At 72.7% G+C, this 25,988-nt stretch carries 22 protein-coding genes, 2 pseudogenes and 1 riboswitch; of the genes and pseudogenes, 12 read left to right on the plus strand and 12 right to left on the minus strand.

The window, feature by feature from the left end; translation table 11 throughout:
• Positions 1-811 (plus strand): NAD-dependent epimerase/dehydratase family protein (locus tag AC13HU_RS05100; RefSeq protein WP_483040516.1); only part of this gene is annotated, 811 nt, incomplete at its 5' end.
• A gap of 20 nt (positions 812-831) precedes the next feature.
• Here the strand turns inward: AC13HU_RS05100 and AC13HU_RS05105 are convergent.
• Together AC13HU_RS05105 and AC13HU_RS05110 are read right to left on the minus strand one after the other, a co-directional pair.
• Positions 832-3,012, minus strand: a complete 2,181-nt coding sequence (locus tag AC13HU_RS05105; protein ID WP_483040517.1) for a serine/threonine-protein kinase — start codon at positions 3,010-3,012, stop codon at positions 832-834.
• 216 nt (positions 3,013-3,228) lie between these two features.
• Positions 3,229-4,191 (minus strand): SAM-dependent methyltransferase, encoded by a 963-nt coding sequence (locus AC13HU_RS05110; protein ID WP_483040535.1) that lies wholly within the window; start codon positions 4,189-4,191, stop codon positions 3,229-3,231.
• A gap of 194 nt (positions 4,192-4,385) precedes the next feature.
• On the opposite strand from AC13HU_RS05110, the gene AC13HU_RS05115 reads away from it, so the two are divergent.
• Positions 4,386-5,432, plus strand: a complete 1,047-nt coding sequence (locus AC13HU_RS05115) for a carbohydrate-binding protein (RefSeq protein WP_483040518.1) — start codon at positions 4,386-4,388, stop codon at positions 5,430-5,432.
• Positions 5,433-5,644: 212 nt separating this feature from the next.
• On the opposite strand, the gene AC13HU_RS05120 is transcribed toward AC13HU_RS05115, so the two are convergent.
• The 3 genes and pseudogenes from AC13HU_RS05120 to AC13HU_RS05130 form a co-directional block, all read right to left on the minus strand.
• Positions 5,645-6,580, minus strand: coding sequence for a 1-phosphofructokinase family hexose kinase (locus AC13HU_RS05120; RefSeq protein WP_483040519.1), 936 nt, complete (start codon positions 6,578-6,580; stop codon positions 5,645-5,647).
• Positions 6,581-6,837: 257 nt separating this feature from the next.
• Positions 6,838-8,001: pseudogene (nagA, locus tag AC13HU_RS05125) on the minus strand (N-acetylglucosamine-6-phosphate deacetylase); the annotation flags it as partial.
• Positions 8,001-8,933 (minus strand): ROK family protein, encoded by a 933-nt coding sequence (locus AC13HU_RS05130; RefSeq protein WP_483040520.1) that lies wholly within the window; start codon positions 8,931-8,933, stop codon positions 8,001-8,003. The gene AC13HU_RS05130 and the pseudogene nagA, both read right to left, overlap by 1 nt.
• Positions 8,934-9,228: 295 nt before the next feature.
• On the opposite strand from AC13HU_RS05130, the gene AC13HU_RS05135 reads away from it, so the two are divergent.
• From AC13HU_RS05135 to otsB, 3 genes are all read left to right on the plus strand, one after another.
• Positions 9,229-10,518, plus strand: coding sequence for an extracellular solute-binding protein (locus AC13HU_RS05135; protein WP_483040521.1), 1,290 nt, complete (start codon positions 9,229-9,231; stop codon positions 10,516-10,518).
• Positions 10,519-10,532: 14 nt separating this feature from the next.
• On the plus strand, positions 10,533-10,856 hold the full coding sequence (locus AC13HU_RS05140) for a DUF3263 domain-containing protein (RefSeq protein ID WP_483040522.1): 324 nt from the start codon (positions 10,533-10,535) through the stop codon (positions 10,854-10,856).
• A gap of 114 nt (positions 10,857-10,970) precedes the next feature.
• On the plus strand, positions 10,971-11,819 hold the full coding sequence (gene otsB, locus AC13HU_RS05145) for a trehalose-phosphatase (RefSeq protein ID WP_483040523.1): 849 nt from the start codon (positions 10,971-10,973) through the stop codon (positions 11,817-11,819).
• A gap of 31 nt (positions 11,820-11,850) precedes the next feature.
• On the opposite strand, the gene AC13HU_RS05150 is transcribed toward otsB, so the two are convergent.
• A complete protein-coding gene (locus tag AC13HU_RS05150; RefSeq protein WP_483040524.1) occupies positions 11,851-12,720 on the minus strand; it encodes a nuclear transport factor 2 family protein in 870 nt (289 codons plus the stop codon).
• Positions 12,721-12,839: 119 nt separating this feature from the next.
• Here AC13HU_RS05150 and AC13HU_RS05155 point away from each other — a divergent pair, with 119 nt between their 5' ends.
• A complete protein-coding gene (locus AC13HU_RS05155; RefSeq protein ID WP_483040525.1) occupies positions 12,840-13,424 on the plus strand; it encodes a TetR/AcrR family transcriptional regulator in 585 nt (194 codons plus the stop codon).
• Positions 13,425-13,586: 162 nt separating this feature from the next.
• Here AC13HU_RS05155 and AC13HU_RS05160 read toward each other — a convergent pair whose 3' ends face one another.
• The gene (locus tag AC13HU_RS05160; protein ID WP_483040526.1) at positions 13,587-15,011 is read right to left on the minus strand and encodes an alpha,alpha-trehalose-phosphate synthase (UDP-forming); all 1,425 of its coding nucleotides are present in this window, start codon (positions 15,009-15,011) and stop codon (positions 13,587-13,589) included.
• A 270-nt stretch (positions 15,012-15,281) separates the two neighbouring features.
• Positions 15,282-16,247, minus strand: coding sequence for a glucosyl-3-phosphoglycerate synthase (locus tag AC13HU_RS05165; RefSeq protein ID WP_483040527.1), 966 nt, complete (start codon positions 16,245-16,247; stop codon positions 15,282-15,284).
• Between the two features lie 184 nt (positions 16,248-16,431).
• Positions 16,432-16,563: riboswitch (SAM riboswitch) on the plus strand.
• A gap of 18 nt (positions 16,564-16,581) precedes the next feature.
• On the opposite strand from AC13HU_RS05165, the gene thrC reads away from it, so the two are divergent.
• From thrC to groL, 4 genes are all read left to right on the plus strand, one after another.
• A complete protein-coding gene (gene thrC / locus AC13HU_RS05170; RefSeq protein ID WP_483040528.1) occupies positions 16,582-17,904 on the plus strand; it encodes a threonine synthase in 1,323 nt (440 codons plus the stop codon).
• Positions 17,901-18,176 (plus strand): ubiquitin-like small modifier protein 1, encoded by a 276-nt coding sequence (locus AC13HU_RS05175; protein ID WP_483040529.1) that lies wholly within the window; start codon positions 17,901-17,903, stop codon positions 18,174-18,176. The genes thrC and AC13HU_RS05175 overlap by 4 nt, the downstream gene beginning before the upstream one ends.
• A gap of 502 nt (positions 18,177-18,678) precedes the next feature.
• On the plus strand, positions 18,679-18,882 hold the full coding sequence (locus AC13HU_RS05180) for a cold-shock protein (RefSeq protein WP_009339379.1): 204 nt from the start codon (positions 18,679-18,681) through the stop codon (positions 18,880-18,882).
• Positions 18,883-19,440: 558 nt separating this feature from the next.
• A complete protein-coding gene (gene groL / locus AC13HU_RS05185; protein WP_328465213.1) occupies positions 19,441-21,066 on the plus strand; it encodes a chaperonin GroEL in 1,626 nt (541 codons plus the stop codon).
• Between the two features lie 90 nt (positions 21,067-21,156).
• Here groL and AC13HU_RS05190 read toward each other — a convergent pair whose 3' ends face one another.
• The 3 genes from AC13HU_RS05190 to AC13HU_RS05200 all read right to left on the minus strand — a co-directional run bounded on the left by AC13HU_RS05190 (position 21,157) and on the right by AC13HU_RS05200 (position 23,779).
• Positions 21,157-21,651: a glutathione peroxidase gene (locus tag AC13HU_RS05190; protein WP_483040530.1), complete on the minus strand. Its 495-nt coding sequence runs from the start codon at positions 21,649-21,651 to the stop codon at positions 21,157-21,159.
• Positions 21,652-21,738: 87 nt separating this feature from the next.
• Positions 21,739-22,668, minus strand: coding sequence for an N-acetylmuramic acid 6-phosphate etherase (gene murQ, locus AC13HU_RS05195; RefSeq protein ID WP_483040531.1), 930 nt, complete (start codon positions 22,666-22,668; stop codon positions 21,739-21,741).
• Positions 22,669-22,810: 142 nt separating this feature from the next.
• On the minus strand, positions 22,811-23,779 hold the full coding sequence (locus AC13HU_RS05200) for a MurR/RpiR family transcriptional regulator (RefSeq protein ID WP_483040532.1): 969 nt from the start codon (positions 23,777-23,779) through the stop codon (positions 22,811-22,813).
• A 166-nt stretch (positions 23,780-23,945) separates the two neighbouring features.
• Between AC13HU_RS05200 and AC13HU_RS05205 the strand changes: the two genes are divergently transcribed.
• Both AC13HU_RS05205 and AC13HU_RS05210 read left to right on the plus strand, forming a co-directional pair.
• A complete protein-coding gene (locus tag AC13HU_RS05205; protein WP_483040533.1) occupies positions 23,946-24,290 on the plus strand; it encodes a hypothetical protein in 345 nt (114 codons plus the stop codon).
• 7 nt (positions 24,291-24,297) lie between these two features.
• Entirely contained in the window at positions 24,298-24,582 is a 285-nt protein-coding gene (locus AC13HU_RS05210; RefSeq protein WP_483040534.1) for a DUF4031 domain-containing protein, read from the plus strand.
• Between the two features lie 559 nt (positions 24,583-25,141).
• On the opposite strand, the pseudogene AC13HU_RS05215 reads toward AC13HU_RS05210, so the two are convergent.
• Positions 25,142-25,988: pseudogene (locus AC13HU_RS05215) on the minus strand (ABC transporter); the annotation flags it as partial.

The following is a 25,988-nucleotide window of genomic DNA, read 5'->3' on the forward strand; positions in this document are numbered from 1 at the left end:
GGAGTGGGACGCGGTGGTGGACACCGGGTCGTGGGACGCGGCCGCGGTGCGGGACGCGGCGCGCGTGCTGGGCGGGCGGGTCGGCCGGTACGGATACGTGTCGAGCCGGTCGGTGTACGCGTACCCGGCGCGCGGGGGCGTGGACGAGAACGGCGAGCTGGTCGACGGCGAGGGCGACGACTACGCGGCCGTGAAGCGGGCCGGCGAGATCGCGGCGCAGGAGGCGTACGGCGACGCGGCGCTGCTGGTGCGGGCCGGCCTGATCCTGGGGCCGTACGAGAACATCGGGCGGCTGCCGTGGTGGCTGGGGCGGATCGCCCGTGGCGGCGAGGTACTGGCGCCCGGGCCGCGGGAGGCGGGCCTGCAGTACATCGACGTACGGGATCTGGCCGGTTGGACGCTCGACGCGCTCGCCGCGGGACTCGGCGGGCCGTACAACCTGGTCAGCCCGCCCGGGCACACCACGATGGGCGAGCTGCTGGAGACCTGCGCGCGGGTGACCGGCTCGGACGCCGTGCTGCGCTGGACGGCGCCGGAGGCGGTCGAGGCGGCCGGGATCGAGCCGTGGACGCAGCTGCCGGTGTGGCTGCCGCCGGGCGAGCTGTACGACACGATGCACCGCGGCGACGTGCGCAAGGCGGTGGGCGCGGGCCTGTCGTGCCGCCCGGTCGGGGAGACCGTCGCGGACACCTGGCGCTGGCTCGTGGACATCGGCGGGGCGGCGCCCCAACGGCCTGACCGCCCACCGGTGGGGCTCGACCCGGAGGTGGAGCGCAGGCTGCTAGAAGGGCTCGGCAAGCTCGCCGGCTGAGGTCTCGCCGTCGGGTCCGGTCAGCCGTCGTGGTAGACCGTCGTGCACAGCAGGTCCCGGCCGTCGTCCACCAGCCAGGCCCAGTACCGGGTTTGGTCGCTCGCCCCCAGCACGCAGTTGTTCGCGGAGGCGCCAGACGGGGCCCGGTAGATGCCTGATATCCACATGACCTGGTTGTACGGCACGGGGACCCGCTTCGCGGTGCAGTCCACGGCCGTCATCGCGCCGATGCTGATGGACTCGCCGGACTGCGTGCCGAGCAGGCAGTAGTGCGGGACGAAGACGCGGGTGACGCACAGCCGCGTGGTGTCACCCGAGGTGGAGGAGTAGTAGCCCCACGACGACTTGCCGATGCCGCTCGGGCAACTGCCGCTCGTACGGCTGGTGACCTGGACCAGGCCGCCCCACTGGCCGGAGCAGGACACCGGGCTCGGCGGGGTGGAGGCGCTCCAGGTGATGGTGTTGTTGCCGCCGCGACCGGTGTCGTATACGGGCAGGCAGTCGCCGATCGGGACGGCCTTGAACGCCTCTTCGGTCGGATCAGGGGGCGGGGTCGTGGTGGTGGGCGCGGGAGGTGTCGTGTCCGGGACGGTGTCGGCGTCCGAGCCGCCGTCCGATGTGTCGGCCGATGTGTCGTCCGTGGTGGCGGGGTCGTCGTCGGGGATGTCGGCCGCGCCGGCGTCGGCGTTGTCCGGGTCGTCGGAGGGGGTACCGTCCCCGCCGGACAGGGACGGGGGGGCCGTCGTGACGCTCGACGCGCCGCTCGCCGAGCCCGAGTTGTGGTGGCCCGTCCACGGATGCCAGGCCACCAGGGCGATGACGAGTACGACGGCCACCAGCCAGGCGCCGGCGGTCTCCCCTTGCTTGGCCTTGGCCGCGGCGGCGCGCTGTTCGGCCTTCTTCTGCTCGGCTCTGCGCTTCTCGGCGGCCAGTTCCTCGGTTCTGCGCTGCTCCGCCCGGCGTTGCTCGGCCTTGCGCTGTTCCGCCTTCTTGCGCTCGGCCTTCTTCCGTTCCGCCTCGGCCGCCTTCTTCGCCGCAGCTTGGGCCGCTGCCGCCGCTTTCGCGGTCTCCCGTTCGGCCTGCCGCTGCCGTTCCGCCTCGGCCGCCTTGGCCCGCGTCGCCGCGGCCAGTTCGCGCAGCTCCCGCTCCCGCTGCTCGCGCGCCTGCCGCGCCTGCTCCTCCCGGTCCCGGCGGGCCGCCCGCTCCCGGGTGTCCACGAGGGTGGGCGCCGGCGGTGGCAGCGGGCGGGTGTGCTCGTCGGCCATCGCGACCGCGCCGCCCTCGTCGAGGTCCAGTGCGCGCCCGTGCGCCTCGTACGCGTCGATCAGCGCGGTCCACCGCACCGGCAGCCGGTGCTGCCCGCCGCGCTGGGCGGGCGCCCGGTCGGCCTCGTCGATGAAGTGCACCAGGAGTTCGTCGAGCGTGGGGCGCTGGTCGGGTTCGGCGGCCAGGGTCGGGTGGATCAGCGGGGCCAGGCGCGGCGGCAGGCCGGACAGGTCGAGCGCGCCGGTCTGCACCCGGGCCAGCCGTTGCAGCGGGCCGTCGTCGGTCTCCGGGTAGGGCGCGTGGCCCACCGCGAGGTGGAAGAGGGTCGCGCCCAGCGAGAACACGTCGGACGCCTGGGTGGAGCGCCGGCCGAGCGCCTGCTCCGGCGAGGTGTAGTCGATGGTGCCCAACGTCAGCGACGTGGTGGTCTTGTCGATCGCGTGCGAGATGCCGAAGTCGATGACCAGCGGCCCGGTCAGCGGCAGCAGGATGTTCTGGGGCTTGACGTCTCGGTGCACGACGCCCTTGTCGTGCAGGGCGAGCAGGGCCTGTACGGTGCCGGCCGCCAGCCAGGGCAGCGCCGACGGCGGCAGCGGACCGGCCGCGCGGACCAGGTCGCCCAGGGACGGCGCGGGCACGTAGTCGATGGCCATCCAGGGCCGTTCGGCCCGGGCGTCGGCATCGAGCAGGCGGGCGGTGTAGGAGCTGTCCACCCGCCGGGCCAGGTCCACCTCGCGGGCGAAGCGCTTGCGGTCGGGCTCGCTGACCACGCCCTCCGCGAGCAGCGTCTTGACCGCGACGAGCGGGCCGGCCTGCTGGGGCCTGGCCAGGTAGATCCGCCCCATCCCGCCCGTGGTCAGCCGCCACAGCAGCCGGTACGGTCCGAGCCGCTTCGGGTCGTCCTCGCCGAGCGGTCTGATGCCGATACCGGCCATGCCCCGCCTCCCCCCTGGCATCTCCTGGCACACCCTGTGTCTCAGGGTGACACGACGGGCGCGCGCTTCGTGGTTGCATGCCAGAAGCGTGAACGGCGTTGCAACGGGCGCCCGTTGGGCAAAGCTACAGGTGCGGGCGATACGGGTGAAGGGTGGCGCGGGCGCCGGGTATTGCGGGTGAACGGCGATGCGGGCGCCGGGTATTGCGGGCGGCGGTCAGCCCGCGGGCCGCGGCCCGAGCAGGTCCGCGCATTCCGCGCCGACCGGAGTGGTGAGCCACAGGAAGTCGCCGAGGCCGCCCTTCGCGGTCAGCTCGGCCGCTTCCGTGGCGGCGGCCAGCGCCCGTAGATAGGCCGGCGCGTCCTGGGCGGCCAGGGCGAGCGGGGGGCGCTGCCCTTGGACCCCCAGGGCGTGCAGTGCCGCGCGCTGCGTGGTGAGGGTGCCCGGGAGGGCATCCATCGCGACGTGCGCGGTCAGGTCCATCGAGCCGTCCGGCACGGCGACGGCCTGGCGGCCGTCGCGATAGCCCGTGAGGCTGCCGAGCGGCGGGCGGGCCGCGGCGGTGTGGCCGTAGTCCACCGCCACGGCCAGGCCCGCGGCGAGCGTGCCGACCGCCCGCCGCCAGGCGGCCTCGCGGCCGCGGCCGATCTCCGCGCGGCGGTCGGCGCCGCCGCCCGCGCCCAGCGGCCACCACCGCTCCAGCCACCTCGCGTCCTCATCCGTCACCCGGGGGCCCAGGCGTTCCGCGCCGTCCGCGCGCCGGACCTCGACGTAGCGGGTGCGGCCGTCGGGGGCGGGCGCGGCGACGGGCAGGGGAACGTTGTCCAGCCATTCGTTGGCGAACAGCAGACCGCGCGCGTCCGGTGGCGGTTCGGCGGTCCAGACGACGCGGGGGTCGAGGCCGGCCGGGCGGGCGGATCGCTCGACGGCGTGCACGCGCACGCGGGCCGCGCGGGCGGGCGGAAGGGCGGCCAGCACGCCGGCGGCGAGTTCGCCCGAGCCCGCCGCCATGTCGACGAAGTCCAGCCGCGCGGGGTGGCCGAGCGCCTCGTCGACCCGGCCGAGCAGTTCCGCCACGGCGCCCGCGAACAGCGGTGACGCGTGCACGGAGGTGCGGAAGTGGTCGGCGGGCCGCTCGCGGCGGAAGAATCCGCCGGGGCCGTACAGTGCCAGCTCCATCGCGTCCTGCCATGGCAGCCACTCGGGCACGGGGCCTTGATCCTGGCCCGGGTCCGGATCGGGGCGGCCGGGACCCGTGGCGCTTGTCACAGGGGAACCTTACCGACCTGTCCACGCGTCGAAGAGCGTGGGAGGTGTGTCGTCCGGGGCCGGTAAGGTGCCTGGCATACCACAGTCGAGGGAGTGGACAGCGGATGACTGCCGGAAACGACGGCGCGCCGGAGAACGACGACCCGTTCGCGTATCTCTACCGGTCCGAGGGCGGCGAACAGCCGGACCCGGCCGGCGGCCAGCCGGCGGCCGGGCAGCCCGGCGTGCCCCGCACTTCGTACCACCAGGTGCAGCGGGTCGGTGAGCGGCGCCCGGCGACCGGTGGCTACGGCTACCCGCCGCAGGCCCCGCCCCAGCAGCAGGGCGGCGGCGGTTACGGCTACCCGCCCCAGGCGCCGTACGGCTACGACCAGGGCCGGCAGCAGCACGCGGGCCAGTACGGCGGCGGCCCGACCGCGCAGTACCCGCAGGCGCAGGGCCAGCCGCAGCAGTACGGCCAGCCGCCGTACGACCCGCAGCAGGGCCCGCCCGGCGGCCGCAGGCCCGGCGGTCCGGGCGGGCCGGACAGCTCCCCGAACCGCCGGGGTCTGCTGATCGCGGCCGTCGCCGTGGTCGCCGCCGTCGCGATCGGCATCGCCTTCGCGATGACCAGCAGCTCGGGCGACAAGAAGAAGACCGCCGACGACAAGCCGACCGGTGCCGTCAGCGCCAGCACCGCGCCGACCCAGTCCGCGTCGCCGTCCGCGACTCCGACGAAGTTCGACTCGAAGAAGGTCGACGTGTCCACGCTCGCGCTGAGCGGCGGCGCCGCGACCAGCACCGAGCACCCGGGCGCGAACGCGGCGGGCGGCAGCTACGTCGACAACATGGGCAACCAGGGCGCCACGGTGACCTGGACCGTGGACGTGCCGAAGGCGGGCACGTACACCTACCACTTCAGCTACGGGAACGCCGGCCCCGACGCCACCTTGACGCTGGGCGTCAACGGCGAACCGCGCACCGACCCGGTGAAGCTCAACAACTACGGCAACGCCACCGACTGGGCGAAGGCGTGGAACATGACGACCTTCAAATACGTGAACCTGAAGAAGGGCTCCAACGTCCTGACGCTGTCCTGCACCCCGGCCGACAGCAACTGCGGGGTGAACCTCGACCAGGTGCAGCTCAGGGAGGGCAAGGACCCGAAGTAGTGCCCCTCCCGGCAAGGTGTGCCCCGTTCGCTGTCCTGGCACGCGTGTCCTCGTAGGGCCCACTACGAGGGGGTGCGGGCACCACCCACGCCGAAGGCCGTGGGGGAGCACCAGGACACCTCGCTACCGGGCAGCCCCTGCCGGTCGCGGCCTAGGCGGTCCGTTCCGCCCGTTCCGCGCGGTCGCGCCGCCGCCCCGGCCGGGGCGGGCCCCTACCCCGCCGGGACGACCTCCACCTTCGGCAGCAGCTCCTCGTACCCGGCCTCGTCGTACTCCCCGGCGGCCGGCGCGAGCACCGTGGCCGCCGACAGCGCGACCGCGCGGGCCAGCCGGTGCGGCCATGGCAGCCCCTCCACGTGTCCGGACAGCAGCCCGGCGACCGCCGAGTCGCCGGCGCCGGTGGGGTTGCCCGCCAGCCGGCCCGGCGGCAGGGCCCGCCAGGCGCCGTCCTCGGTGACCGCGAGCATCCCGTCGGCGCCGAGGGAGGCGGCCACCCCGCGGGCGCCGCGCCGCCTGGCGTCGTGGGCCGCGCGGGCCGGTTCGGAGAAGCCGGTCAGCCCGGTCAGCTCGGCCGCGTTGGGCTTGATCAGGTCGGGGCGGGCGGCCAGGCCGCGGCGCAGCGGCTCACCGCTGGTGTCGAGCAGGACGTAGACGCCCGACGTGCGTGCCTCCCGGACCAGTTCGGCGTACGCGCCGACCTGTAGGCCCGGTGGCAGGCTCCCGCACAGCGCGACCGCCTCGGTGTCGGGGCCGGCGAGCAACTCGCGGTAGACGGCGAGGAAGGCCGCCCACTCGGCGGGGCCGATGGTCGGGCCGGGCTCGTTGAACATGGTGGTGTCGCCGGTGGCCGAGTCCACCACGCCGACCGTGCGACGGGTGGTGCCGGCCACCGGCACCAGCGCGTCGGTGAGCCGGTCCGCGTAGGGCACCGCCGCGAGGCCGCGGCGCAGCTCGTCGCCGGCCGGGCCGCCGGCGAAGCCGGTGACGGTGGCGCGGTGGCCGAGTGCGGCCAGCACGCGGGCGACGTTGAGACCCTTGCCGCCCGGCCGCTCCACCGCCTCCACCACCCGGTGGGTGGCATGTGGTATCAGGGACGGGACCTGGTAGGTCACATCCAGGGCGCTGTTGAGCGTGACGGTGATGATCACGTGTTGATTTTGGCAAACCGACGGCGGTCGGCCCAGAGCGGGGCGGCTGCTTTTACGCAGACGTTGAAGATATGACGGTCACGGGGTGCCGGGCGGGCGGCCGTACAGGCGGCCGGAAGCGGCCGGACCCCGCCCGCCGGCCGGGCGGGGCCGACAGGGCCGGACGGGGGACGGCAGGCTGGGCTGGGGCGCATGGTGAGTCGTCGGCTCCACTTCGACCGCTCTGCGGGCGCGTCTGGAGCGGCTGCAGCGGCGGGGGCGGTGACGGGTTCGACCACCCATGTGCCATTGTGCATCACGCCCACCACGTCGTACGCCTCGTCCAGCACCACCAGGTCCGCGTCCTTGCCGGGCTCCAGCGAGCCGATCCGGTCCGACCGGCCCAGCAGGCGGGCCGGGTTGACCGAGATCGCCTGCACGGTGTCGGTGAGCGAGAGCCCGTCGACGGTGACCGCGCGCTTGAAGGCGGTGTCCAGGGTGAGCGTCGATCCGGCGATCGAGTTGCCCTCCACCAGCCGCGCCACGCCCTGCCGTACCTCGACCTTCAGCGGCCCGAGGTCGTACATCCCGTCGCCGAAGCCGGCCGCGTCCATCGCGTCGGTGATGAACGCGACCCGGCCGGCGCCCGCGCTGCCGAAGGCGAGTTCGAGCACGGCCGGGTGCAGGTGGGTGCCGTCGTTGATCAGCTCCACCGTGATCCGCTCGTCCTCCAGCAGCGCCGCGATCGGGCCGGGCTCGCGGTGGTGGAGCGGCGGCATCGCGTTGAACAGGTGGGTCGCCACGGTCGCGCCCGCGTCGATCGCCTGGCGGGTCTGCTCGTAGCCGGCGTCGGTGTGGCCGATCGCGGCGATCACGCCGAGGTCGGCCAGCAGCCGTACCGACTCGATGCCGCCGGGCAGTTCGGTGGCGAGCGTGACCATCTTCGCGGCGCCGCGGCCGGCCTCGACCAGCTTGCGCACGGTCGCCGGGTCGGGGTCGCGCAGCAGCGTCTCGTCGTGCGCGCCCTTGCGGCAGGGCGAGATGAACGGGCCCTCGTAGTGGATGCCGGCCAGGTCGCCCTGCTCGACGAGTTCGGAGAGCAGGGCGGCCTGCCGGGCGAGGGCGTCGAGGTTCTCGGTGACGGTGGAGGCGACCACCGTGGTGGTGCCGTGCTCGCGGTGGGTGCGCACGCCGGTGAGGATGTCCTCGGCGGTGCCGGAGGTGAAGGACGCGCCGCCGCCGCCGTGGTTGTGGATGTCCACGAACCCGGGCACGACCGTGTAGCCGTGCCCGGCCAGGTCGTGGGTGGCCTGCTCGGCCTGCTCGTCGGCGGCGATCCGGGAGCCGTCGACCGTGATCCGGCCGCTGTCCACCACGCCGGACGGCAGTACCACGCGGGCACCCGCCAGAACGGTGCGCTGCGTTGTCGTTACGGGGGCCATCAGGCGGATACCTCCACGGAGATCAGATCCCAGGCGAGCAGGCCCGCGCCCAGGCAGCCGGCGGTGTCTCCCAGCGCGGCGGGGACGATGAGCGGGAGTTTCTGGAAGGTGATGCGCGCCTCGACGGCCGCCCGCAACGGGCCGAAGAGGGTGTCGCCGGCTTCGGCGAGGCCGCCGCCGATGACCAGCACCCGGGGGTCGAGCAGGGTCAGGCCGGTGACCAGGCCGTCGGCGAGCGCGTCGATCGCCTCCCGCCACACCTCGATCGCCACCCGGTCGCCGGCCTCGACCGCCCGCGCGCAGCCGGCCGCGTCGGCGTCCGGGTCGCCGCTGGTGGCCGCCCAGGTCCGGGAGATCGCGCCGGCCGAGGCGTACGCCTCCAGGCAGCCGCGCTGCCCGCAGCCGCACTCCCGGCCGCCGGGCCGGACCACGATGTGGCCGATCTCCCCGGCGTAGCCGTGCGCGCCGGCCTCGATCCGGCCCTCGATGCCGATGGCGCCGGCGATGCCGGTGCCCAGCGGCAGGAACAGGAACCGGTCGGCGCCGTTGCCCGCGCCGATCCGGCCCTCGGCCAGGCCGCCGGCCCGCACGTCGTGGTTGAGCGCCACGGGCAGGCCGTCCAGCCGCTCGGAGAGCAGGTCGCGCAGCGGAAGGTCCTTCCAGCCCAGGTTGGCGGCGTAGACGGCGACGCCGGCCGCGGCGTCGACGATGCCGGGCACCACCACGCCGGCGGCCACCGCGCCCTGGCCGTACTCGGCGCGGCCGTGGTCGCGCAGGTCCGCGGCGAAGTCGAGGATCGCGGTCACCACGGCCTGCGCGCCGCGCTCGCGGCCCGTCGGCCGGCGCGCCTGGTGCAGGAGTGTGCCGTCCTCGGCGACCAGCGCCGCCTTCATCCCGGTGCCGCCCACATCGAGGGCGATGACATGTCTCACGCGGACAGTCTCGCGTCTTACCCCTATAGAGGTCTAGTCCACTCGGCCCGGAAGATCGATTCTCAGCAAAGATGCCTATTGCCGAGCAGGTCAGGAGGGGTGCGGCCGGGAGACCGGAAAAGTCCGTCAAGAGACCTGTGGCGGGCGGAGCATGGGGCCCGCCGTCGAAGAGTTATCACTCATGGTGTAGACCTTGGCTAAAGATATGGGGAAGACTCGGCGCTTTCGCGGTGGCCCGGCGCGCGGCCCCGCCCGCATCCCGGTCTTTCCCGAAGTCCCAAGGGTGGTAGGAACAGTGCAGCGGCGACGACTTCTCGGCCTCGCGGCCGGCCTCACTTCCGCGCTGGCCCTGACGGGTGTCAGCGCCTGCGGCGGCTCCACGGCGCAGAGCAAGGACGTGACGCTGCACCTGGTGGCCGCGGACTACGGCGACCCGAAGACCGACAACAGCTCGCTCGTGTACTGGAACGACATCGTGCACGACTTCGAGAAGCAGTACCCGAACATCAAGGTCGACGTCCAGGTACTGAAATGGACCGACGTGGACGACAAGGTCGCCGCCATGGTCAAGGCCGGCAACCCGCCGGACATCGCGCAGATGGGTTCGTACGCCGACTACGCCGCCAAGGGCCGGCTGTACAGCGCCGACCAGCTCTTCACGGTGAGCGAGCAGGCGGACTTCATCCCCACGCTGTCCCAGGCCGGATCGGTCGACCGGACCCAGTACGGCCTGCCGTGGGCGTCCAGCTCCCGGATGTTCTTCTACAACAAGGAACTGTTCAGGCAGGCCGGCATCTCCAAGGCGCCCAAGACCTGGGCCGACCTCGCCGCCGACGCGAAGCTGCTCAAGGCGCACGGCGTGAAGGTCCCCTACGGGCTGCCGCTCGGCCCGGAGGAGCCGCAGGCGGAGTCCCTGATGTGGATGCTCGGCGCCAACGGCGGCATCACCGACACGGTCGGCAACTACACCTTCGACTCCGCCGAGAACGTCCAGGCGTTCACCTGGCTGCAGAAGAACCTCGTCGACGCGAAGCTGATCGGCCCGAAGGACCCCGTCAAGACCAACCGCCAGGAGATCTTCGACGACTTCATGGCCGGCGACGCTGGCATGATCAACGGTCACCCGACGCTGCTGGCGCAGGCCCGCGCGCACGGTGTCGACGTGGGCGTGGCGCCGCTGCCGGGCAAGGACGGCCCGGACCAGGACACCCTCGGCGTCGCGGACTGGGCGATGGCCTTCAAGCAGAACGGCAACCTCGACGCCGACCGCAAGCTGCTCCGGTACGTCTACCAGACCAAGAACACGGTCAAGTTCCTCGACGAGTACGGGCTGTTGCCGGTGACCACCTCGGCCTCCCAGGTCATGCGGGGCGAGAAGCACGACGCCGACCTCGTGCAGTTCCTGAACCTGCTGCCCGAGGCGGTCTTCTACCCGGTCGACAAGACCTCCTGGACGACGGTGAACGACCGGATGAAGAAGGTCATCGGCACGGCGCTGCACAAGGACCCGAAGACCGTGCTGTCGCAGTTGCAGAATTACGCGGAGATGCAGGACGGTCAGGGGCTGACGTCCCAACCGCAGTAGGGGGTGCGATCGAGGTGACCGAGCAGGGCGGCGAAGCCGCGGGTGTGGGCGCGGGTGACGGTTCCCCCGGGCCCTCCGATACGGGCGCGGGTTCGGGTGCGGGCGACGGCTTCCCCGGGCTCTCCGAGCGGGACCTGGCGGTGCTCGACCTCGCCGGCCGGTCCTGGGCCGGGCCCGGTCCGCGCGACCGGGCGATCCGTGAACGGCTCGGCATCTCCCCGACCGCCTTCTTCCAGCACCTCAACGCCCTCCTCGACGACCCCCGCGCGCTCCAGGCGGCCCCGACAACGGTGAACCGCTGGCGGCAGACGAGGCAGCGGCACGCCGACAACCGCTGACCGGGGTGCCCCTGACCCTCCAGGGTCGTGTGTGCTGTCGGTTCAGGGACCACCTGGCGGTGGCCGGTTGCGCGCGCCCCAGGCACCCCGGGGGGTTCCGCTACGCTCGGCGACATGGCTTCTGCCGAGACGTTCACCCCGCACACCCCCGAGGGCAAGGACGCTCTGACCGCGTTGCTCGCCCACCCCGAACGCGCCGTCGTCGCACTGGACTTCGACGGCACGCTCGCCCCCATCGTGCCGGACCCCGAACAGGCCCGCGCCCACCCGGGCGCGGCAGGAGCGCTGGCGCGACTCACCCCGCACCTGGCCGCGGCGGTGATCATCACCGGCCGCCCGGCAGGCGTCGCCGTACGGTACGGCGGCTTCGCCGGGGTCCCCGGCCTGGAGCACCTCGTGGTCCTCGGCCACTACGGCGCCGAGCGCTGGGACGCCCGCAGTGGCGAGGTGCACGCGCCGGCCGCCGCCCCCGGCGTCACCGCCGTCCGCGCCGAACTGCCCGGCTTCCTCGAGTCGATCGGCGCGTGGCGCGGCACCTGGATCGAGGACAAGGGCGGCCGCGCGGTCGCCGTCCACACCCGCCGTACCGACGACCCGGACGCCGCGTTCGAGGCGTTGCGGGCGCCGCTGGGCGAACTCGCCGCGCGTTACGGCCTCGTGGTCGAGCCCGGCCGCTACGTCCTCGAACTGCGCCCGCCCGGCGTCGACAAGGGCGTGGCCCTCACCGCCTACCTCCGCGAGGCCGGCGCGGGCAGCGTCCTGTACGCCGGCGACGACCTCGGCGACCTCGCCGCCTATGCCGCCGTCGCGGACCTGCGCGCCAAGGGCCTGCCCGGACTCCTCGTCGCCAGCGCGGGCGCCGAGGAGACCCCCAAGGAGGTGCTGGCGCAGGCCGACCTCACCGTCCCGGGCCCGGCCGGCGTCGTCGATCTCCTCAACCACCTGGCCGACGAACTGGGTTGACCCGGCCGTTGACCCGGCCCCGCGGGGCCGGTCACCGCGAGGTGATCCTGCGGTGCGTGACGCGCCAACCGTGCGGGCCGCGTACGAGGGTGTCGTCGTAGGTGACGCTCCCGCTGGTGCCGTCGGCCAAGATGCCGATCCCCTTGGAACGGGCGTACGCCCGGTCCGCGTGCTCGCCCGCACGGACGACCGTGTTGGTGACGTGGTGGCCGACGGGGTTGGCCGGGCCGAGGGCGTGGGCGGCGTCGACGAGGGCGCCGATGCCGTGCAGGGTGCCGCGGGCCGGGGTGAGCCCGGTGAGGTCGTAGACGATGTCGGAGCTGAACACCTCGTCGAACCGGTCGAGTTCACCGGTATCGGTGAGGTGGCCGTGCAGGGCCAGCACGTCGGCGATGGCGGTCCGGTCTTCGCCGCTGACAACGCCGGTCGGGCTCACGGTGGTTGGGTCCGGCCCGGGTGCCGGCGCCCCGAGAGCCGTGCGGAGTTCGGGCAGGCGGCCCAGCGCCTTTGCCCCGGCCAGCGGGTCGGCGTAGTCGCGGGTGTGCACGATGTGGCCGTCGCGGATGGTCAGGAACATCGCGAAGGAGAGGGTGAAGGGCTCGCCGCCGGCGAGCAGGCGGCCGTCCAACGTGTACTCGGCGACGACGAGTTCGGGGTCGCCGGTCACATGCAGCCGTACGTCGCGCACCGCTTCGTACCGGCGGACCGCCGCACCCGCGCGGAACCGGGCCCGTAGCTCCTCGCGGGTGGTCTCGGTGCGGGCCGGATACAACTCGGGCGGGGCGAAGGGCATGTCGATGAGGACGTGCTGGGCGTAGAAGTCGGCGAGGGCGCCGGGGTCCTCGCCGATGGTGGCGGCGAGGAACCCCTCGACGGTCTCGCGGGGCGTGCGTGCGGGCATGGCTGATGTCCTCCCGGGGCGCCGTAGAATCGGAGAGTGCGCCCCGGTTGTCACCGTACCGGAGAGTGCTCTCCGTTTGAAGCAGTGCCCGGGGACGGGTGCCGAAAGGGGCGATCGACGTGCCGGAGACGAGGCCGCTGCGGGCCGACGCGCAGCGCAACCGGGACCGGCTGCTGGAGGTCGCCCGGGAGGCGTTCGCGACCGAGGGCATCGCGGTGCCGCTCGACGTGATCGCCCGGCGCGCGGGGGTGGGCCCCGGCACCCTCTACCGGCACTTCCCCACGAAGGAAGCCCTGTTCGAGGCCGTCGTGCACGACCGGCTGCACCAGCTCATCCACCGTGCCCGCGAACTCGGCGACACGGAAGGCGACTTCGGCGGCGACCCCGGGGCCGCGCTGGCCGCCTTCCTCGACCACCTGCTGCGCGAGTCCGCGCCCAAGCAGGACCTCGTCGACGCGCTGGTCGGCTCCGGCGTCGACATCCAGGACGCGGTCATGGCCACCGCCGCCGTCCTCCGCGAAGAGATCGGCGGCCTGCTCACCCGTGCCCAGGCCGCCGGCACCGTCCGCGCCGACCTCACCGCCGCCGACCTGATGGCGCTGGTCTCCGCCTTCCTGCACGCCATGCGCCCGCGCTCGGCCACCCCGGCCGACCCGGCCCGGCTGCTGTCGGTGCTCCTCGACGGCCTGGCCCCGAAGCCCTGACGCCCGGTCCGTCCCGCCGTTCTGACGCCCTGCCGTCCGGACGTCCGGACGTCCCGGGCGTGGGCTACGAACCCGCGCCCGGGGAGCGGACCCGCGAGGGAGAGAGCGCCCTGGGTGGGGATCGCGTGGTCGTGGCCGCCCGACTACCCGATGGGTGCCCGACTACCCGCCGAGCGCGTGGAGTTGGTCGAGGAACCACTGGCGCGGCGGGAGCGCGGTGGCCGCCGCGGCCAGGCGCTTGGTGCGGTCGGCGCGGTCGGCCTCGGGGAGGGTGAGGGCGAGGTTGAGGGCGACCGCGGTCGCGCGGATGTCGTAGGGGTTGACGGTGAACGCGTCGTCGCCCAACTCCTCGAAGGCGCCCGCCTCGCGGGACAGCACCAGCGCGACCCCCTGGTCGGAGACGACCGGGACCTCCTTGGCGACGAGGTTCATACCGTCGCGGATCGGGTTGACGAGGGCCACGTCGGCGAGGCGGTAGGCCGCGAGCGAGCGGGCGAAGTCGTCGTCGACCTTGAGGATGACCGGCGTCCAACTGGCGGTGCCGAACTCGTCGTTGATCGCGGTGGCCACCCGGGAGACCTCCGCGGTGTACTCCCGGTAGATCGCCAGGTCCTGCCGCGACGGGTAGGCGAAGGCGACGTGCACCACGCGCTCGCGCCAACCGGGGTGCTCGGTGAGGAGTTGCCGGTAGGCGTGCAGGCCGCGCACGATGTTCTTCGACAGCTCGGTGCGGTCCACCCGGACGATCAGCCGCCGGCCCGGCCCGGCCTCGGCCCGCAGCGCCGCCATCCGCTCGCCGACGTCGGGCCGCTGCGACCGCTCGCGCAGGAACTCCCGGTCGGCGCCCAGTCCGTGCACGCCCAGCCGGGTCGTCCGGCCCCGGTACGTGACCGCGTCGCCGTCGGCGGACACCTCGGCGCCGAGCACGTCGGCGCAGCACGCGGCGAACGCGGCGGCCCAGCGACGGGTGAGGAACGCGGCCCGGTCGGCGCCGAGGATGCCTTCGAGCAGTTGCGTGGCCACGTCGTCGGGCAGCAGGCGGAAGTAGTCCGGCGGAGCCCACGGCGTGTGCGAGAAGTGGCCGATCCGCAGGTCGGGGCGGCGCTCGCGGAGCAGCGCGGGCACCAGCGCGAGGTGATAGTCCTGCACGAGGACGGCGGCGCCCTCGGCGGCCTCCCGGGCGAGCGCGTCGGCGAACGCTTCGTTGTACGCCGCGTAGGCGGCCCACTGGCCGCGGAACTCCTCGTCGAAGACCGGCTCGAACGGGGTCTGGTACAGCAGGTGGTGCACGAACCACAGCACCGAGTTCGCGATGTCGTTGTACGCCGCCTGGAACACCTCCGGCGGCACCGCGATCATCCGCACCCCGGGCTCCGCGACCCCGCGCCGCACCGCCTCCCGGTCGCCCTCCGACAGCGCCGCGCACACCCATACCGCGCCCGCGTCCGGGCCGATCGCGCTCAGCCCCGAGACGACGCCGCCACCACCTCGACGGCTCCCCAGGGCGCCGTCGGGTTCCACGGTGTACGACACAGGGCCGCGATTCGACGCGACCAGAATCCGGGCACCCTGCGAAGATCCCTCCATGCCGCGAGCCTAGCCATTTGCTGCGCAGCTCAAACGTGTATTCGGCGCCCTTCGCCCGTTGCGATGCCCCACGGCTTCCCCCGGGGAGGGTGCCCTCCGGGCAGCGGCGCCCACCAGGGCGCCTGGCAGGTGCCCCCGTCCGCCCAGTACTGGCCGGTGGTCCGGATACTCGCCGCGGGGGGCTGGGCCTGCGGGCCCGGCGCGCCACCGCTCTGGTTGCTCGCGCAGTTCCCCGCGCCCCTTCGGGGCACCCTCTTCCGTAACGCCCTGTTACGCCGCGTAGCGGGCGAGGTATTCCGGGACGGCGCCCATGGGGGGCCGTTCCTCCGTGTCGACCGGGTGGGTGCTGGGCACGAAGGAGGTGCCGGTGCGGCCGAACTGCGTGAGTCGGGGCCGTACGAGGTGTCCCCGGGCGAGCCGGACCTGCGCGGTCCGGTAGATCGCCGCGGCCATGCGCCCGAGTGCCTGGCCGTCCTGGTGCCGGTGGTGCCGCACCCCGACATCGACCTGCCCGAGAGCATCCAGGCCGACCAGGCCCAACGCGTCTATGAGCATGCCGAGTTCGACGCCGTAGCCGACCGGGAAGGGGAGCCGTTCGAGCAGCGAGCGGCGGGCCGCGTACTCTCCACCGAGCGGCTGGACGAAGCCGGCCAGCTGCGGCCAGTGCAGGTTGAGCAGGGGGCGGGCGACGAGTTCGGTGACGCGGCCGCCGCCCGCGGGCAGCACGGCGCCGTCGGTCTCCAGCGGGCGGTCGTACATCGCCTTGACCAGCTGCACGGTGGGTTCGGTGAGCAGCGGCCCGACGATCCCGGAGACGAAGCGGGTGTCGAACTCGCGCAGGTCCGCGTCGACGAAGCAGACGATCTCGCCGCTGGTCACCAGGAGCGACCGCCACAGCACCTCGCCCTTGCCGGGCACGGGGGGCAGCCGCGGCAGGATCAGGTCCCGGGCGACCACGCGGGCGCCGGCCCGGGCGGCGACCTCGGCCGTACGGTCGGTGGAGCCGGAGTCGACGACGACCACCTCGTCCACCAGCGGCACCGCTGCGGACATCAGGTCCCGGCGGATCGCGGCCACGATGGCGCCGACGGTCGCCTCCTCGTCCAGTGCCGGCAGCACCACGCTGATCGTGCCCTGGGCGCCGGCCGCGCGCTTGGCGGCGAGCAGCAGGTCAAGCGGCCGGTCGGCGGCCGACCACGACCGGCTGTGCAGCCAGTGCTCCACCTCGTCGAGCACGTGAGTCCTCTCCCTCGCGCCGGCCCGATGCCCGGCATGTGATCCATCTCGCGGTGCGGACGACTATCTCAACCGCCACCCGTGTCGGTTACAGTCTTGAACAACGCGTGACGCCACCGCATGCCGGGGGCAGGACGCGGGACAAACGCGACGGGTGCGGTCCGCACCGGCCCGGTCGCCATACCGCTCATCCAGAGGGGCAGAGGGAACGGCCCGTAGAAGCCCCGGCAACCCTCCCGCCGACCGCGAGGTCAAGCACGGTGGGGAAGGTGCCAATTCCGTCTCGTGACGCGCCCGCGTGCGAGGAAGATGAGGAGAAAGGGCCTCGCCTGTCATGGCTGCGCAAACCGTCGCAAGTACCACCGACTCCACCCCCGGCACCCAGGGTGCCCAGGACGCCGGAGCACCCGCACCGTTCGGACCGGCCGCGGCGCTGTCCTGCCGGGAGTGCGGCACCCGCTACCCGCTGAGCCCGGTCTTCGCCTGCCTGGAGTGTTTCGGGCCGCTCGAAGTCGCCTACGACCTGCCGACCGGCGACCCCGAGGCGCTGCGCGCGCGGATCGAGGCCGGGCCGACGAACATCTGGCGCTACGCCCCGCTGCTGCCGGTGCCCGCCGACGTCGCCACCAAGCCCAACCTCAACCCCGGCTGGACCAAGCTCGTCAAGGCCGACAACCTCGCCCGCGAACTGGGCGTCACCGGCGGCCTGTACGTCAAGGACGACTCCGGCAACCCCACCCACTCCTTCAAGGACCGGGTGGTCGCGATCGCGCTGGAGGCCGCCCGCACCTTCGGGCTCACCACGCTCTCCTGCTCCTCCACCGGCAACCTGGCCGGCGCGGTCGGCGCCGCAGCCGCCCGGGCGGGCTTCCGCTCCTGCGTGTTCATCCCGCACGACCTGGAGGCCGGCAAGGTCGTGATGGCCGCGGTCTACGGTGGCCAACTGGTCGGCATCGAGGGCTCGTACGACGACGTGAACCGCTTCTGCTCCGAGCTGATCGGCGACCCGATCGGCGAGGGCTGGGGCTTCGTCAACGTCAACCTGCGGCCGTACTACGGCGAGGGCTCCAAGACGCTCGCCTACGAGATCGCCGAGCAACTCGGCTGGCGGCTGCCGGACAACCTGGTCATCCCGATCGCGTCCGGCTCCCAGCTCACCAAGATCGACAAGGGCCTCAAGGAGCTGATCGCGCTCGGCCTGGTCGAGGACAAGCCCTACAAGATCTACGGTGCCCAGGCCGAGGGGTGCTCCCCGGTGGCGGCGGCCTTCAAGGCCGGGCACGACGTCGTACGGCCGGTGAAGCCGGACACCATCGCGAAGTCGCTGGCGATCGGCAACCCGGCGGACGGCCCGTACGTCCTGGACATCGCCCGGCGCACCGGTGGGGCCGTGGAGGACGTGAACGACGAGCAGATCGTGGACGCGATCAAGCTGCTCGCGCGGACCGAGGGCATCTTCGCGGAGACCGCGGGCGGTGTGACCGTCGGCGTGCTGAAGAAGCTGATCGAGTCCGGGCAACTGGACCCGGCCGCCGAGACCGTCGTGCTCAACACCGGCGACGGACTGAAGACCCTGGACGCGGTGGCGCCGACCACCGGACCGACCGCGACCATCCGCCCGACCCTTGCCGCATTCCGAGAGGCTGGCCTCGCATGAGTGCTTCCGTACGTATCCCCACCATTCTCCGCACCTACACCGGCGGCCAGGCCGAGGTGCCCGCCGAGGGTTCGACCCTCGCCGAGGTGATCGACTCGCTCGAGCGCGACCACAAGGGCATTTCGGCGCGCGTGCTCGATGACGCCGGAAAGCTGCGGCGCTTTGTGAACGTGTATGTCAACGACGACGACGTGCGGTTTTCCCAAGGGCTCGAGACGGCCGTGCCGGATGGCGCGAGTGTCTCGATCATTCCCGCGGTCGCCGGCGGCTGAACCTCGCGGACGAACTTCGTCTCGGCGGCTGAACCGGCCGCCGTCCGGCGGGAGTTGAGCCGGCTGGTGCGGGTTCTGGCGGTTTGCGCCCCGTTCACCCCTTCGGGTGGACGGGGCATCCGTGTCACGGGGCGGTAGTTGAAGAGTTGTACAGTTGCCGGGGGCAATCTCGTAGCGCGGACACCTGACCGAGCCGGCTGCGGTGATTTATCGCCAAATTCATGAGCGAATTCTCCGCTTCGCCCTTTATGTCCGGCCCGGGTTGCCCTGGCTTATCGTTTTTTCTCGGGTTATTTCCGATGGGTCGCGCCCAGAATTCTCGTCCGATTGACCTGTTGCAGACGGCATCCGTGCAGATACATTCAGCCGCGGTCGACGCGTTCCGGCGCACGCCCCCCAGGGCCCCCACCTGTTGGTGGTAAGGGGTCAACGGGCGGGTGAGGTCTGACCCGGGCCCGCGAAGTGCGGGGCCGCGATAGGGCCGGCAATAGGGGAGTTAGGAATGGCTCAGGGCACCGTCAAGTGGTTCAACGCGGAGAAGGGCTACGGCTTCATCGCGGTCGACGGTGGTGCGGATGTCTTCGTCCACTACAGCGCGATTCAAATGGACGGGTACCGCACCCTCGAAGAAGGCCAGCGGGTCGAGTTCGAGATCTCGCAGGGTCAGAAGGGGCCGCAGGCGGACATGGTCCGTCTCGCCGGCTGACTTCACGGCGCGTTCGGCCATCGACGCGACCTTTCACACGGAGGAGCCGCATCCCCCCGGGGTGCGGCTCCCCCTTTTGTCCGCCCCGGGCGCCCTCGCGGACTGCGGTCGCGCCCCAGGGGTGACGGGGCGCCCTTGCGGAAGCAGGCGCATCTCAGGGGCGCGAGGAACTGCGCGAGCAACCACTCACCGGCCGGTGGTCCGGCAACTCGCCGCGGTGGCCGGGCCGGCGGGCACGGCGCGCCACGAAGCAGCCGAACGCGCAGGTCCGCGCGGGTGCGGCCGACGCCGCAAGGGCACCCCTGCCCACGGGGAGTGGGTGCCGCCGCCCGCGGCGGCACCCTGCGCGCGGCTCAACCCCCGGAGGGAACCGCTTGCACTCGTAGGGGGAGAGTGCTAATCATTGGCGTTAGCACTCTCCGTGTGAGAGTGACAGCAGGGCCGGGTCGGTGAGGGTCGTGCGGGTGCCGGGAAGGAACCGGTGGCCGGCGGGTCGTCCGTCGCGGGCACCACACGGTCCCGAGCGCAAACAACCCAGTCCGCGGAGGACACTTCACCATGGCCAAGATCATCGCGTTCGACGAGGAGGCACGGCGCGGCCTTGAGCGCGGGATGAACCAGCTCGCCGACGCCGTCAAGGTCACCCTGGGCCCCAAGGGCCGGAACGTGGTCCTCGAAAAGAAGTGGGGCGCCCCCACGATCACCAACGATGGTGTCTCCATCGCCAAGGAGATCGAGCTCGAGGACCCGTACGAGAAGATCGGCGCCGAGCTGGTCAAGGAAGTCGCGAAGAAGACCGACGACGTGGCCGGTGACGGCACGACGACCGCGACCGTCCTGGCCCAGGCTCTGGTCAAGGAGGGCCTGCGCAACGTAGCCGCGGGCGCCAACCCGATGGCCCTCAAGCGCGGCATCGAGAAGGCCGTCGAGGCCGTCTCCGCCGCGCTGCTGGAGCAGGCGAAGGACGTGGAGACGAAGGAGCAGATCGCCTCCACCGCCTCCATCTCCGCCGCCGACACCCAGATCGGCGAGCTGATCGCCGAGGCCATGGACAAGGTCGGCAAGGAAGGCGTCATCACCGTCGAGGAGTCGCAGACCTTCGGGCTCGAGCTTGAGCTCACCGAGGGCATGCGCTTCGACAAGGGCTTCATCTCCGCCTACTTCGCCACCGACCTGGAGCGGATGGAGGCGTCGCTGGACGACCCCTACATCCTGATCGTCAACTCCAAGATCTCCGCGGTGAAGGACCTGCTTCCGCTGCTGGAGAAGGTCATGCAGTCCGGCAAGCCGCTGCTGATCATCGCCGAGGACGTCGAGGGCGAGGCGCTCTCCACCCTGGTGGTCAACAAGATCCGTGGCACCTTCAAGTCCGTTGCCGTCAAGGCCCCGGGCTTCGGTGACCGCCGCAAGGCCATGCTCGGCGACATCGCCATCCTCACCGGTGGCACCGTCATCTCCGAGGAGGTCGGCCTCAAGCTGGAGAACGCGGGTCTCGACCTGCTCGGCCGTGCCCGCAAGGTCGTCATCACCAAGGACGAGACCACCATCGTCGACGGTGCCGGCGACACCGAGCAGGTGGCCGGCCGGGTCAACCAGATCCGCGCCGAGATCGAGAACAGCGACTCGGACTACGACCGCGAGAAGCTCCAGGAGCGTCTGGCGAAGCTGGCCGGCGGCGTGGCCGTCATCAAGGCCGGTGCCGCCACCGAGGTCGAGCTCAAGGAGCGCAAGCACCGCATCGAGGACGCGGTGCGCAACGCCAAGGCCGCCGTCGAGGAGGGCATCGTCGCCGGTGGGGGCGTGGCCCTGCTCCAGGCGTCCGCCGTCTTCGAGAAGCTGGAGCTGGAGGGTGACGAGGCGACCGGCGCTGCCGCCGTCAAGATCGCCCTCGAGGCCCCGCTGAAGCAGATCGCGGTCAACGCCGGCCTCGAAGGCGGTGTCGTGGTGGAGAAGGTGCGCAACCTCACCCCCGGCCACGGTCTCAACGCGGCCACCGGCGAGTACGTCGACCTCGTCGCCGAGGGCATCATCGACCCGGCGAAGGTGACGCGCTCCGCGCTGCAGAACGCGGCCTCCATCGCCGCGCTCTTCCTCACCACCGAGGCGGTCATCGCCGACAAGCCCGAGAAGGCGGCCCCCGCGGGCGCCCCGGGTGGCATGCCCGGCGGTGACATGGACTTCTGATCCACCCGGATCAGCGTCCAGCACGCCACGACGGCGCCCCCTCCCTGCCCGGGAGGGGGCGCCGTCGCATGTCCGTGAACCCGTCCCGGGTCAGCCCTGGAGTACGGACTCGACCGCGGCGCGCAGTCCGGGGTCCTGCGGGGTGATGCCCGGGCGGAAGCGGGCGACGACCCGGCCGGTCGGGTCGACGAGGAACTTCTCGAAGTTCCACTGGATGTCGCCGGCCTCGCCCTCCGCGTCCGCCTGGCCGGTCAGCGTGCTGTAGACGGGGTGCCGGTCCGGGCCGTTGACCTCGACCTTGTCCGTCATGGGGAAGGTCACTCCGTAGGTCGTGGAGCAGAACTCCGCGATCTCCTCGGTCGAACCGGGCTCCTGCCCCCCGAACTGATTGCAGGGGAAGCCGAGGACGGTGAAGCCCCGCCCCGACAACTCCTTGTGCAGTTCTTCCAACGCGGCGTACTGCGGGGTCAGCCCGCACTTGCTGGCGACGTTCACCACGAGTGCGGCTTTTCCGTCGGTCAGCCGGCCGAACGTCGTCTTCTCGCCTGCCAGCGTGGTCAGGCCCAGCTCATTCAGATTGCTCATCCCCCCATCATGCTCCACCCGCCCCGGGGGGAAGCGACCCACTGGGGTGGTGGTCCCTGAACCGGCAGAACACACCACCCCGGAGGGTCAGTGGGCCGCCTCGAGCGCTTGACGGAGGTGGCCGTTGGAGGCGGCGAGCAGGCGGGTTGCGGTGGCGGCGTCCACCTTGGCCAGCAGAGCCAGAATCGCCGGCTTGACCTCGCCGTCGGTCGCGCTGAGCGCCTCCTCGATCGCGGCGTCGGCCGCACCCGTGGCGAGCGCGACGATACGGCGCGAGCGCGCCCGCAGCTTCTCGTTGGACGCGCGCACGTCGACCATCAGGCTGCCGTAGGTCTTGCCGAGCCTGATCATCGTGATCGTCGAGAGCATGTTGAGCACGAGCTTCTGGGCGGTGCCGGCCTTCAACCGGGTGGAACCGACCACGAGTTCGGGTCCGACCACGACCTCGATGCCGTGTTCGGCCGCCGCGGCGAGCGGCGACCCGGCGTTGCAGGACAGCCCGACGGTCAGCGCGCCGGTCCGGCGGGCGAACTCGACGGCGCCGAGGGCGTACGGCGTGCGCCCGGACGCGGAGATCCCGACCACGCTGTCGGCTTCACCGAGCCCCAGCGCGGCCAGGTCCGCCGCCGCGAGTTCCTTGCTGTCCTCGGCGCCCTCGATCGAGGTCACCATGGCCTCCGGGCCGCCCGCGATCAGGCCGACCACCTCGCGTCCCGGCGTGGTGTTGAAGGTCGGCGGGCACTCGCTCGCGTCGAGTACGCCGAGCCGCCCGGCGGTGCCCGCACCGGCGTAGACCAACCGGCCGCCGCGGTCCATGCGTTCGGCGATCCCGTCGATGGCGGCCGCGATCCGCGGCAGCTGCTCGGCGACGGCGGCCGGCACGGTGATGTCCTCGCCGTTCATGATCCGCGCGATCTCCAGTGTGGACAGCCGGTCGATCTCGGCGAGTTCGGGTCGGAACGCCTCCGTGGTGAGCGTCTCCAACTCCCGGCGCAACTCGGTGTACTGATCGGTCATCTGCGGCTCGTTCATCCTTCTCGGGTGGCTGGCGCGATGCGGGGGGATGGGTGAAGCGCGGCGGGCACGGCGCCAAGGGGTGCGGATGGGATCGATCGGGTCGCCGCCGGCCGGCGGGCCGACGGCGTGCGGGGTGCCGCCGTCAGCTGGGGCGCGGTGCGCGGTGGGTGTGCCGGTGGGCCAGGGCTTCGTAGGAGGCGGACAGCGCGGGCGCGGCCTCGTCGTAGGTGCGCTGTGCGACGCCTATGAACAGGCAGTCCACCACGAGGAGTTGGCTGGTGCGGCTGGACATCGCGGCCGGCCGCAGCTCGCTCTCCCGCGAACAGGAGGTGGTGAGCACCACGTCGGCGTACTGCGTGACCGGGCCGTCGGCGCGGCCGCTGATCGCGATGGTGGTGGCGCCGCGGTCGAAGGCGACCCGCAGCGGTTCGATGACGTCCTGCGTGGTGCCGGAGTGCGTGATCGCCAACGCCACGTCCCCGGGCCGTAGTTGCACGGCGTTGGTGACCGCCAGGTGCGGGTCGATGTGGGCGTGCGCGATCAGCCCGATCCGCAGCAGCTTCTGTGCCAGGTCCTGGCCGACCAGTCCCGACGCGGCGATTCCGTACACGTCGATCCGCCGGGCCACCGCCAACGCGGCCACGGCGGCCTCCAGTTGGACGATGTCGAGCTGGGAGGCGGTGTCGGCGAGGGTCTGCTGCTCCTCCAGCGCGAGCTTGGTGACCACGTCGCCGAGCGGGTCGTCGACGGCGATGTCGGCGGTGACGACGGGTGCGGCGCCGGTGGCCTGGTGCGCGGCCAGTGCGGCCAGCGCGAGCCGCAGGTCGCGGTAGCCGGGGTAGCCGAGCAGGCGCGCGGTGCGGACGACGGTCGCCTCGCTCGTCCCGGTGCGGACCGCCAGCGCGGTGACGGTGAGGTGTGAGCAGCCGGCGGGGTCGCTCGCGACGGCTTCGGCGACCCGCTGCATGGAGCGGGTCATCGAGGGCGCGAGGGTGCGGACCTTGGCGGCGAGGGCCCCCGGGTCGGGGGCCGTGACTGGTGCGGGCGCGCCGGGTACGCCCCGGAGGGCGCGGACGCTCGGGGAGAAAGTTTCCTTCACGCTATAGGTCACCCTCTGAAAGGTATTTTCACCCCTGCTGCCGCGTCAACCCCGCATCGCCGGGTGTCCGCGAGGAGCGTGGTAGCGGGCGCGCGAACCGCCGTCGCCGGGCGCACCGCGCCCGCGGTCCCCCGGTGGCCATGGCAGGGTCGCGCGCGGCCGGCTGCACAATGGACGGATGGAAGCCGCCCTCCACGACGCCCGCGCGCGCGTCCTCGCCGACATGAAGGCCCGCGATGTCGCCGACGCCGAGATCGTCTCGCTGCTGGAGGACGCGCTGAGCAAGCGCCGGTGGTGGTTGGAGCAGTGGCCGCAGGGCGCCGAGTTCGTGGCGGGCCTGCTCGCGCAGGACGTACAGGACGCGCTGCTGGAGACGCACGGCCGGTGGCCGCTGTGCCCGCTGTGCGAGGACCCGCACGCCCTGGCGGTGGAGCCGGAGCTGGGCGCGGACCCGCACTGGGTGTGCGAGGCCCGGGGCGAGGCGGTCGCCGCGGTCGGCGCGCTGGGTGCGCTGGGCGGGTGAGGCGCGGATGACCGTCTACATCGACCCGCCGACCTGGCCGGGCCACGGCCGGGTCTGGTCACACCTGGTGAGCGACCGTTCCTACGCCGAACTGCACGCGGTCGCACGGCGGTTGGGCGCGCCGCAGCGCGCGTTCGAGCGGGACCACTACGACATCCCGTCGGCCAGGTACCCCGAGGCGGTGCGGCTGGGGGCGGTCGAGGTCGGCAGCAAGGAACTGGTACGGCGGCTGACGGAGGCGGGCCTGCGCCGCAGGAAGCCGCCGCCGGACAGAGCCGCGCCCGTCGGCTGAACCGGGGGCGGGCCGAGCGGGCGCCGCGGGTGAGGCGGAGCGCGTGCCGGCCGCCGGTCGTACGGCGTACGGCGCTACCGCTGGGCCCTCGCCGCACCTGCTGCCCGCCAGGTTCCGGCCGACGCGGGCCACCACGGCTGAGCCGCCAGGCGAAATGGGGTCGCCATGTGTCAGCGAGCGGCGGCGGTTGTGGTAAACCGATCCCTATTCGGCTCGTGAATTCCACCTGAACGGCCCGTCAGCCGCCGCGGCGGTGAACTCGACGGCCTCGCCGCCATCCTGGAGTCGCACTTCACGTTCGAGGAGAAGCGCGTCGCCGCCCCACTCGACGAGCTTCCGGGAACCGGGTGGACCGCGGCAGAGCTGCTCGGCGTCCCGTTGCCGTACACGCGTTGACGGTCAGTCCGCAACCATTTTAGGCTCGTATGATCCTCAAATTATCTTGACAATTTGAGGGGATCGATGCGAAATTCGCATCCCGGTGATCCGGGGGTGCGGTGGCGCCCGCGGGTCGGCGTGGTGGGAGACGCGGAGGGGGCTCCTCCCACCGCGCAGCCGGTCACGCGCCCGTACGGGTCCTCAGCCGCCTGGCGAGGTAGGGCGCCGTCCGGCTGCCCGCCGCTTCGGCCACCTCGGCCGGCGGCCCGGCCGCCACCACCCGCCCGCCGTCGTCACCCGCACCGGGGCCCAGGTCCAGCACCCAGTCCGCGTCGGCCACCACGCCCATGTCGTGCTCGACCACCACCACCGAGTTGCCGGCCTCGACCAGCCCGTGCAACTGACGCATCAGCAGGTCGGTGTCGGCCGGATGCAGGCCGGTCGTCGGCTCGTCCAGGAGATAGAGGGTGTGGCCCCGCCGAGCCCGCTGCAACTCGGTGGCGAGCTTGATGCGTTGGGCCTCCCCGCCGGACAACTCCGTTGCCGGCTGGCCGAGTCGGAGATAGCCGAGGCCGACGTCGCGCAGCGTGCGCAGGCTGCGCTCGGCCGCGGGCACGTCGGCGAAGAACCCGGCCGCGGTGTCGACCGACATGTCCAGCACCTGCGCGATGTTCCGGCCCCGGTAGGTGATCTCCAGGGTCCGCGGGTTGTAGCGGGCGCCGTGGCAGGTCGGGCAGGGCGCGTACGTGCCGGGCAGAAAGAGCAGTTCGACGGCGACGAACCCCTCGCCCTGGCAGGTCTCGCAGCGGCCCGATGCCACGTTGAACGAGAACCGCCCCGGGGCGTCGCCGCGCGCCCGCGCCTCGTCGGTGGCCGCGAAGACCCGCCGTACCGCGTCGAACAGGCCGGTGTACGTCGCCAGGTTCGATCGCGGGGTACGGCCGATGGGCCGCTGGTCCACGCGGACGAGACGGTCCACGACGTCGATGCCCTCGGCCGACCGCACGCTCGGCACGCCCGTCTCCGGG

This window comes from Streptomyces sp. NH27 (assembly GCF_056859195.1).